The organism is Kribbella sp. NPDC050820, assembly GCF_040653975.1.
In the GTDB taxonomy this organism is placed as follows: domain Bacteria; phylum Actinomycetota; class Actinomycetes; order Propionibacteriales; family Kribbellaceae; genus Kribbella.
This window is the reverse complement of record NZ_JBFAHB010000013.1, coordinates 154,952-161,756: the sequence shown is the minus strand read 5'-3', so window position 1 is coordinate 161,756 and position 6,805 is coordinate 154,952. Positions and strand designations below refer to the sequence as shown.

Annotated in this window: 4 protein-coding genes; 1 reads left to right on the top strand and 3 read right to left on the bottom strand. The window is 69.3% G+C overall.

All coding sequences use genetic code 11. From position 1 onward, the window contains the following. Window positions 1-276: 276 nt before the first annotated feature. The gene (locus AB0H36_RS15020) at window positions 277-4,539 is read right to left on the bottom strand and encodes a BTAD domain-containing putative transcriptional regulator (RefSeq protein WP_360522092.1); all 4,263 of its coding nucleotides are present in this window, start codon (window positions 4,537-4,539) and stop codon (window positions 277-279) included. 120 nt (window positions 4,540-4,659) lie between these two features. On the opposite strand from AB0H36_RS15020, the gene AB0H36_RS15015 reads away from it, so the two are divergent. Next, window positions 4,660-4,947 (top strand): hypothetical protein, encoded by a 288-nt coding sequence (locus AB0H36_RS15015; protein WP_360522089.1) that lies wholly within the window; start codon window positions 4,660-4,662, stop codon window positions 4,945-4,947. 81 nt (window positions 4,948-5,028) lie between these two features. Here the strand turns inward: AB0H36_RS15015 and AB0H36_RS15010 are convergent, their stop codons facing one another. Together AB0H36_RS15010 and AB0H36_RS15005 are read right to left on the bottom strand one after the other, a co-directional pair. After that, window positions 5,029-5,925, bottom strand: a complete 897-nt coding sequence (locus AB0H36_RS15010) for a hypothetical protein (protein WP_360522087.1) — start codon at window positions 5,923-5,925, stop codon at window positions 5,029-5,031. A gap of 10 nt (window positions 5,926-5,935) precedes the next feature. Continuing rightward, entirely contained in the window at window positions 5,936-6,802 is an 867-nt protein-coding gene (locus AB0H36_RS15005) for a hypothetical protein (RefSeq protein ID WP_360522084.1), read from the bottom strand. Window positions 6,803-6,805: the final 3 nt, after the last annotated feature.

The following is a 6,805-nucleotide window of genomic DNA, read 5'->3' as shown; positions in this document are numbered from 1 at the left end:
GCCGCCCGCCTCACCGTCGACCAGGTGGCCGCCTCCTTCACCGTCTACCCCTCAGTCTCCGGCTCCATAGCCGAAGCCGCCCGCCAACTCCACCTGCGGGACTGACAAGCCCGAGGAAGAGCAGCAGAGCCAGAAACAAGACAAGAACAAGACGAAAGAAAACAAAAGAGGATTTGATTTGGTCTCTGGCTGATGTGGCCGCGCAGCGAGGTAGAGGCGGCTAATGCTGCTCCAGCGACGACCCGCTCAAGCCGCCCGCCAACTCCACCTTCGCGGTCAGGGGAGGTTCGAGCAGACTTTCTGGAACGGCTGTTGTGGTAGGTACTGCGACCATTCCTGTGATGTCAGGTTTCGGCCTGCCATTTGGCAGGCTGTTTCGAGTGCGCGGGCCGGGCTGGTGTCCCAGTGGAAGATCTGCCCGTTGTACGTCGCGATGACAACGGTGTGCGTACCCGACGCGAACTCGGCCATCGCGGGCAACGGTTCGCCCTGGCCTTGCGGTGGGCGAGCCGTGCCGAGGAGCTCGAGTGTCGCGGCGTCCCAGAGGCTGACGCTGCCGTCGATGGCTCCGGTGACCAGCCGGGTGCCGTCGTCGGAGTACCGCACTCGAAGAACCTCCGTGCCGAGTCCGGTCGAGGCTTGCTGCATACGTCCTGACGCGAGTTCGATCGTGACGACGTCGCCGCTCTGCCCGGTGAGCGCGACGCGGTCACCGGCCGGCGAGGCGGCCGCGCCGTAGACCTGGAACTCGATGACTCCATCGCTCCTGACCTCGCCACTCGCCGTGTCGACCACGCGCCACTGCTCCGACGCAGCGTCTGGCGCATTGTCGAGGAGCAGCGCGGTCCGGCCGTCGGCCGATGCCGCGGTGCAGCAGTCCGCTGCACCGGTGCGCAGGGTCTGCCTGACTTGCAGTGTCTCGGCATCCAGCAGCCGAAGTTGCTGGTCGGCGTCGCCAGCCAGCAGACTGCGGCTTCCGTCGACGTAGGCCAGCGACTCGATCTCGGCCGCGGTCACCCGCCGCTCGGCCAGGACCTTGCCCGTGGCTGGGTCGAGCACGGTGATCGCACCGCCCTCGCCGCACTCGCCGGAGCAGCCTGCGTGGCTCACGTAGCGCTTTCCGTCGGAACGCCAGATGCCTGGCACCCACTCGCCTTCCCAGGTCGGAAGGCGCTGGGGAGGAGTCGCATCCGCACCGCTGGTGTCGGCGAATCTGATCCAGCCCTGATCGCCGGCAATCCACCGGTACGCCACCCGCTGTCCATCGGGTGAGAGGTCCGCGTGTGTCAGGACCGGCACGCTGTCGGCGGCCGCGGTGCGGCGCAGGTAAGTGTGCTGGGCGTCCAGGTCCCACGTGCGTAGCATGCCGTCGTCACCTCCGGTGAAGACCAGCCGGTCGTCGACGCTGAAGTTGATGCTCCAGGTCTGCTCGAACGTCCGCCAGCGCTGTTTCACCTTCCACGTGGTGGTGTCCCAGACGATCACCTCGCCGTCGTGGGACGCCGAGGCCACCATCGTCCCGTCGTGGGAGAACCGCAGCCCTCGTGGCTGCTGGGTGTGCCCGCGAAGCCGGGTGACATCGTCTCCGGTTCGGGCGTCGAGGACGTGCATGGTGCTGTCCCGGTCGTGGTAGTGATACTCGCCGACGAGGCGGGTTCCGTCCGGGCTCGCGTCGAGCGAGAAGGCGGTCCAGACGTCGGGCCGCCGCCAGATCGTCCGCCCGGTCGCGACCTCGTACGCCGTCATCGGCCAGGTGGTGTACATCGTGCGGCCGTCCGGGCTCAGCGCCAGGCTGTGGAAGCCCTTGCCGAGCGGGTACCGGAGCGGCGGCCGGTGGCGTGCCCGCAGGTCCCACACCAGCGCGAACCCGGTCATGTCGACGAGCGGCGCATCCACAGCGTGATCCTCGACTGCCGTAGCAACGAGGAACTGGCCATCGGGGCTGAATCTCGCCGTGGCGATTCCGTACCGTTGTGAACGTCCCGGCAGGCTCGGCCGGGCCAGCCGAGGCCCGGACTCCTGCATCGTCGCGGGGTCGAGCAGCCGGAGCGGGTCGGGATCGGGCGTCTCCGCCGCGGCCACCAGGAGCCGGCCGTCCGGGCTGAAGACCGGATCGACGAACGCCTGGGTGCCGGACTCGGCGAAGCCCGCGTAGGTGCCGATCAGGCTGTTGTCGGTGGTGTCGTAGAGGTGCATCCGGTTCGCGTCGTCGCCGGACGCGAGCAGTCGTCCGTCCGGGCTCAACTCGATCCCTTCCAGGTAACCGCCGGCCGCGGGTGCTGAACGTACGAGCTGCGGGTGCTTGCCGAGGACGGACAAGAGATTGACTCGGGTTGCCGGCGAGTCGTGGAGCCGCAGGCCGGCGGTCGCGAGCAGCAAGGACAGGCTGATGTCCTCCGACAGTTGCGCCTGCGCTCCGACGCGTTGGGCGTCGGCTGCGATGGCCAACTGCTGGGCGGTGCCGGCCTGGCGGTCGGCGCGATCTGCCTGGTCGACGGCGACGAATCCGGCGATCAGTGCACCGACCAGCAGTACTGCGGCCGTGGACAGCGCAGCTCGCAGCCGCCGGTTCACCCGGAGCTGATGCCGCGCCTGGTCCTCGGCCGCACGAAGCTCCGCCTCCGACAACCGCTTGCCCTCGGCAAGGAAATCCTGCTCGGTGGCGGTCAGGGCCGCTCGGCCGGTTGCCTGCCACTCCAGCGCTTTGACCAGTCGCGTCCCCCGGTACAGCTCACTGTCCGGTCGCCCGAGACCGTCCCACGAGTCGGCCGCCGCCGCGAGATGGTGCAGGATCCGCTGCCCGTCCAAGTCGTCGTACAGCCACTCCCGCAACCGCGGCCAGGCTCGCGTCAGCGCCTCGTGGGCGATCTCCAGCGCGTCGTCGTCGCTGGTCACCAAGCGCGCAGCGACCAGCAGATCGACCATTGCGTCCTGCTCGGGCCCGGTAACCACCACCCGCCGTGGCAGCCGGCTTCGCACTGGTTCACCGTCCGATGCAAGCGTGACCAAGCGCAGCAGGAGGTCGCGCAGCATCGACTGCTGCTCGGCGCCGAAACGCCCGTAGACCTCCTCCGCCGACTGGGCAATGGCTCCCTGGATTCCGCCCGATGCCTGGTAACCCGCGACGGTCAGGGTGCGGCCCTCGCGGCGTTGCCAGGTTTCGACCAGGGCGTGGGACATCAGCGGGAGGGCGCCGGGACGGCCGGCGACGTCGTTGACCAGCAGGTCGACCAGTCCCGGTTCGATCACGAGCCAGGCCAGTCGGGCCGGCTCCACGATCGCGCTGCGCAGGTCGTCGTCCGCCATTCCGGTCAGCAGGTACAGGCCCTCCTCGACAATCCGGGCCAATGCCGGGTGCGAGGCGACGTCGGCGAGCCGGTCTGCCCGCATCGACACGATGAGCGGAGCCACCTGCCGGTGGGCTGCGAGGGCACTGACGAAGGTTTCGCGCTCAGCGGCGTTCTGGCACAGCGTGAACAGGTCCTCACACTGGTCGACGATCAGAGTCGGTGCGTTTCCGCCCCTCGGCACGGCGGCGGTCAGCGCAGCAACCGGGTGTGCTCCAGGAGTCATCACCACGACGACCCGGCCGTCGCGACGCAGGCCGGCGGCCACGCCCGCCCGGATCAACGAGGACTTGCCGCAGCCGGAGGGGCCGATGACGGCCAGCACGCGCGTCTCGGCAAGCTTGCGCAGGCAGGCGGCGACTTCGTGGTCGCGTCCGAAGAAGCCGTCGGCGTCCGCTACGTCGTACGGCTTGAGGCCCGGGTAGGGGCACCGTGGGCTCGGCTCCGGCAGCGCGGTCGCGACTACCAGCGCCGGGTCCTGGCGCAGGATCGCCTGTTCGAGCGTGTCGACTTCCGGGCTCGGATCCAGTCCGAGCTCCCGGCTGAGCACGGCACGCAGCCGGTGGATCGTGCGCAGGGCCTCACTTTGTTGTCCCGCCTGGTACTGCGCGGTGGCCAGCAGCCCCCAGCGACGTTCGCGCAGCGGCGCCTCGGCCACGAGGGCCTGAGCCTTGGCGAGGATCGAGTCATGCCGACCCGCACGCAGCGCGGCGTCGACGTACATCTCCTCTGCCGTTCGCCGCAGCTCCTCCAGTCGCGACACCTCGATCTGGGCGACGTCCCATCCGTCGAGGTCGTCGAGCGGCCGGCCGCGCCAGAGCGTGAGTGCGTCTGCGAGCACCAGCTCCGACCGTTCGGCCTCGTTCGCGGCGAGGAGTTCACCCGCACGGGCGATCGCGCGCTCGAACCGGCGCGCGTCGATCTCATCAGCGGGCACGGCCAGGCGGTAGCCGAGGGGGGAGGTCTCGATCGCGTGGTTGCCGAGGAGCTTGCGGAGCCGGACGACGCAACCCTGGATCACCTTGGCAGCCGACGCCGGCGGGTGCTCGCCCCACAGGACATCGGTGAGCAGGTCCGCGCTGACGACCTCTCCCGGGCGCACGGACAGAGCTGCGAGCACGACCCGGTCACGCCGGCCGAGGACCTTCTGTTCCCCCTCGATCGTGAGCGGGCCGAGAACGGCGATACCCACCCCTCGACTGTCGGCCTGCCCGGGACCGCGGTCAAGGGCCGCGATACCGCGGCGATACCGCGCGCGCTCGCCGCGATACCGCCCGGTGCGACAACGGGAGTCCGAAAGGAGGTGATTCGCATGAAGAAGAAACTGACCCGGGCGACAGTGGCAGCTGCCGGGGTGTGCGCGGCGCTGGTGACGATGACGGCCTCGCCGGCCGCTGCAGGCGTGCCGCCGGAGCCGCCCTGGACCGCACCACCGACTACGGTGCCTACGCAGCCCCCGACCGTCGAGACCGGCCAGGGGCTCGACGTGAGCTCGGTTGCGCTCGGCGCGCTGGGGGCTTTCACGCTTGCAGGTGCGGGGCTGGGCATCACTCTCGGAGTCCAGCGCCGCCGGGACCACGGCGGTCTGCACACGACCTGAGCGAACAGAGCGGGCCTGTCGACGGACTGGGCCGGAAACCGGGACGCCCCGGCGACCACAGGGGTTGCCGGGGCTCGCGGGCTACTCGCCGAAGAGTGGGGCTGCGGAGTCGGGGGCCACGCGGTGGTTTACCGGGTCTTTGAAGGTGCCGAGGAGCTTGCCCAGGCCTTGGATGACGGTGGCGGTGCCGTTGGCGTGGCTGATGGCGTAGAGGTAGGCGGCGCCGCCGTCGGTGTCGATGGCGGTCAGGAGGGTGCTCTGCTGGCCGCACTTCTCGGCGACCAGCGACTCGAAGGCGCCCCAGGTCGAGCGCCGGACCACCTTCACGATCGGTATCGACGAGTTCGTGGTCGGGATGCGGATCGTGTAGAGGGCGCCGCCGCGGGTGGTTGCGAGGAAGGTGTCGTAGGTCTTCGTCTCGCTGATCACGGTGAGCGTCTTCACTGCGGCGAAACCGGGGAACGACCCGATCGGATGCCAGCCGCCGTTGTCGCCGCCACGCCAGCGGAAGATGACGCCGTCGTTCCGCAGGCCGTACAGGTAGCGGTGGCCAACCGGACCGCCGACGTACGGCGTGTAGAGCGTGTCCGCGACCGCTGTGAAGCTGCCCCAACCGCCGGCGACGCGAGTGGTCTGCTGGAACGGCTTCCCGTCCCGGTCCCAGCCATAGCTCGCGTTGTACAGGGCCGAGCCCGCGATGACGGTGCCGGCGTACGTGGTGCCCTGTGGCGCGTTCAACGACCAGAACCAGCTTGTGCTCACCCGAGCCAGTCCGGGTGAGAACAGCGGCCATGGATCACCCGGTCCGGTCGCCGTTGGCGGTGTGCCGGCCTGCACACTCCGGCTCACCGCGGCGCCGGCGCTGGTGATCGACCCGACCTGCTGCTGACAAGCCGCGGCCGGCGCCGCAACCGCCGTACCGACGGGAACCGTGCTCCCGAGCAGCACGGCTGACGCGGCCAAAGCCTTCATGCGCATATCGAGCTCCTCACTCGCCGAACAGCGGCGCGTTGCCTTCGGCGGTGTCGAGGTTGTACACGGGATCGGTGTAGGTGCCGGGCACCTTGCCCAGGCCCTTGATCACGGTCGTGGTGCCATTGGCGTGCCCAACGGCGTACAGGTAGGCCGAGCCGGTGTCCTTGTCGATTGCGGTGAGCAGCGTGCTCTGCGTGCCGCACTTCTCCGCGACCAGGTGCTCGAACCCTTGCCAGGTCGACGAGCGCACCTGCTTGACCACGGGCTTCGCCGAGCCGACCGGGACCCGGATCGTGTAGAGGGCGCCGCCGCGGGTGGTCGCCAGGAAGGTGTCGTACGTCGCAGTCTCGCTGATCAGCGCCATCGTCTTCACCGCGCTGAAGCCGGCGTACGAGCTGACCTTCGTGAAGCCGTCGGTCCAGCGGAACAGCACACCGTCGTTCCGCAGGCCGTACTTGGCGAACCGGATCGTCGGTCCCCAGGAGAACGACTCCTCGACGGCGATGAAGTTCTCCCAGCCGCCGCCGACTCGGGTCACCGCGTTGATCGGCTTGCCATCGGTGTTCACGCCGTACGTCGCCTTGTAGAGCGACGAGCCGAGGACGACGTACGCCGAGTCGTAGTAGCCGACCGGATTGAGGACCGTGTAGGTCCAGGTCGTGCTCAACCTGGCGGCGCCCGGCGTGAACATGTGCTGCCCCGTCCGCTGCTTGACCGTCGGCGGAGTGGAGGCGGTCACCTTCGCATGCGCGCGGTCGCCGTTCGCGTTGATGGATCCCACCGACATCTCACACGCGGCGGTGGACGCCGCTTCGGCGGGCGCCGTTGTCAGAGCCCCCAGGAGTACGGCGGCCGCCGCCACCGAGACTGCTCGCTTCAAGCT